Raw genomic sequence first — 2,855 nt, 5'->3', positions numbered from 1 at the left:
TGAAAATCAGGCGTTCAATTAATGTTTTCGCTTTCGCTTACCTATTCAATCCCGGTTATATAACCAAGACCTACTGTTGTTCCAATCTTTCAAAGAACCTGGCTCCTGCCCGAAGGCATAAAGCTTGTTGATGTTACGGTTACGAACCGTCAGACCTTATGTCACATCTCTCATTATTTACTTACGATGAACTTACTTTTGTATCCGTCGTTTTGGGGTTGCAAAGATACGCATTTTCTTCTTTTCTTTCCAAATCTTTTTTGAAGATTTTCTTACCGTACGCTTTATTTTACAAAACCGCTCAAACCCAACAGCCACCTGCTTTTCAGCCAATAACTGCTATCCATGTACGCCGGTAAAATCAATAGTGAGAAGAACTTTGTGTGGTGTGCTTTCTATCAAAGCGGGACGCAAAGGTAGGGAGTTTTTATTTACTTCCAAATATTTCGCTGGCAGATTTTAAAATATTTTTGAAAACCCGCCAGGGGAAAGGGATTGGGGAGAGAGAAAAATGTGCGGATGTGCAGATATGCAGATGTGCAGATGCTGATGCCTGTGATTAAGGCAGCGTGCGCCACGAATAATGAGAAGGAATGAAGATGCGGAGGGTGCACGAATGCCTGGGGTGGATAAGAGGGAATGTACAGCTATGCAGATAGCTAAAGCTGCGGCTAAGGCGATATAACAAGGCTTAATAATCAGAAAGGATAGAAATGTACTGCATATTATTGCGGCTTGCATGTCTCATACTCCAGCGCCAAACTACTTAAGCCGATCATCCACAAGCAGCCCTTCGGGGTACCTGACCTTTACCAGGAACAGCCCCTGCGGAGGTACGGCAAAATCCGCCAGGGTACAATCTTTCCCGGCAATTACATTGTGAAAATCCTGCAGGGTAAGCTTCCCCCGCCCTACCCTTAACATGGTGCCTACCAGCCCGCGTACCATGCCCCGCAAAAAGCGGTTGGCGCTTACATTGTACACCAGCTGCTTTTCACTCACCGTCCAGTAGGATTCATGGATTTTGCACAAAAAAGTTTTTACCTGCGTATTGCGTTTGGAGAAGGAGGTAAAGTCTGTATAGTCCTTTATGATGGCTGCCGCTTCCTGCAGCAAACCTGTGTCCAGCGTGTAAGGGAAAAAGTAGCCGCGGTCTTTCATAAACGGGTCTTTTTCCCGGTATAAATAGTATTCATAAGAGCGGCCCAGCGCATCAAAACGCGCGTGCGCATCCGGCGGTACCTCATAAATAGCTTTCAGCACAATATCCTCCGGTAAAATGGCATTGATCTTATACAGGAACTGCGGATGCAGCGGCAGCGCGGTATCAAAATGAAGAAAGTTCTGCAGGGCATGCACACCGGCATCTGTACGGCTGGAGCCGGTAGTTACAACAGGCGCGCGGAACAAAGTACTCAATGCCTTATCCAGCGCAGCCTGCACCGTATGCGCATTCTCCTGCACCTGGAAACCGCTGTACAGCGTGCCTTTATACAATACATCAATAAAGTAGCGGGTTACGGCTCCGGTCATTTATGCAGCATGGCTTTAAAACGGCTCTGATAATAGTTGTCATTCAGCAAGCTGCTCAGGTCTGCGAAATTTTCAGAGTCGTAGGCTTTGGGATAAGCCATGTCCAGCAGCCTGTAACGGTATTCATCCGAAGATATCAGCTGCGTAAGCTTCCTGATCTGGCTGGTTTCCAGGCAATAGCCACGGGTATAGCGCTGAAAGGCCTCCAGCATACCATCGTTATCCTTTGCTGTTACAAATTTGCGGAGCAGCTTATGAAAGCCGTTATCATCCAGCATATTCTCGCAATCAGAGTTGATCATCTTTACGCCCTCATTCTTCTTCGCCTTCTTTTCCCGGTGCGCCGGGGCATCATAATCAACACTGTCTGTTACAATATTGTTGGGATGCTCCTCAGCATCTATCATCTCTTCCAGCTTGCGCTTTTTCCGTTTGGATTTAGGTGTTTCCAGGGTAACGGAAGATGCATCAGTTAATACAGGCGCCGCATCTGTTGCTGCAGCAGCAGGCGGCGTAGCAGCGGTTTCCGTAGCCGGTACAGTGCTGCGCTGCCCTGTGCTGTCATCCATAAACTCTATAAATTCCGGTTCTGAAGACCTTTTCCTTTTAGCTTTCCTGGACTTTTTTTCTTTTACAGGCGCAGCGGCATCCATAGCCACATCTGTAGCGGGCGCCGGTGTTTCTGTGCCGGTTAATTCCTTTGCGGCATCTGTTAAAACAGGTTCAGCTCCGGCGCCTGCCGGCGCTGCGGGCGCTTCAGCGATGGGCGCTGCTGCAGTAGCCAAACTATCTGTTTGTGCAGCTTTATGCTCTTCTGCCATTACCTCTTTTAACAGCTGCTGCTCCTCTGCGGTAAGCGGCGCGCGCTCCCTGCGTTTGCGGCGGTTCTTTTTAGGTGCGGTTACCGGCGCGGCGCCGGCATCTACCACTGTTTCCGCTGCAGCCGTAGCCGCCGGGGTAGCGGCTGCGGGCGTTTCCAGGGAAATATCCGCAGGGCGGTCATCATGCACTACCTTGTCCAATGTTTCCGCAAACCTGTTGGCAGGCCTGCTGGATGTGGCGGAAACCTCTGCCTTGCCGGCAAAGGTGGTGTCCAGGTCTTTTTTCAGGGCGGCCATCATAGCCTGGCCGGTAGTGTCGGCATTTGCGCTTTCAACAGGGGCCGCAGGCGCGGCACCGGCATCTGCCAACCCTGCCGCATCGCCCGTTTCTGCTGCGGCTACCGGCTGTTCCTGCTCCGGCATATTGGCTTTGGTAATGCTAAACGTTTGGAGGTTATATAAGGCAAAGTTCTTTTCGTCTGTTTGCTTCAGCAAATACCC

Annotated in this window: 2 protein-coding genes; both read right to left on the bottom strand. The window is 49.9% G+C overall.

Features of this window, described 5'->3' with window-relative positions; all coding sequences use genetic code 11:
- Nucleotides 1–762: 762 nt before the first annotated feature.
- Nucleotides 763–1,533, bottom strand: a complete 771-nt coding sequence (gene truA / locus VFS25_RS01580) for a tRNA pseudouridine(38-40) synthase TruA (RefSeq protein WP_326460358.1) — start codon at nt 1,531–1,533, stop codon at nt 763–765.
- Nucleotides 1,530–2,855, bottom strand: a 1,326-nt coding sequence (locus VFS25_RS01575; RefSeq protein ID WP_326460357.1) for a DUF4476 domain-containing protein, incomplete at its 5' end; no start/stop codon positions are given. The genes VFS25_RS01575 and truA, both read right to left, overlap by 4 nt.

Origin of the sequence: Chitinophaga sp. (assembly GCF_035761305.1) — a bacterium.
In the GTDB taxonomy this organism is placed as follows: Bacteria; Bacteroidota; Bacteroidia; order Chitinophagales; family Chitinophagaceae; genus Chitinophaga.
Note: the sequence above shows the minus strand (reverse complement) of the source record. Positions and strands in the feature narration are given on the sequence as shown.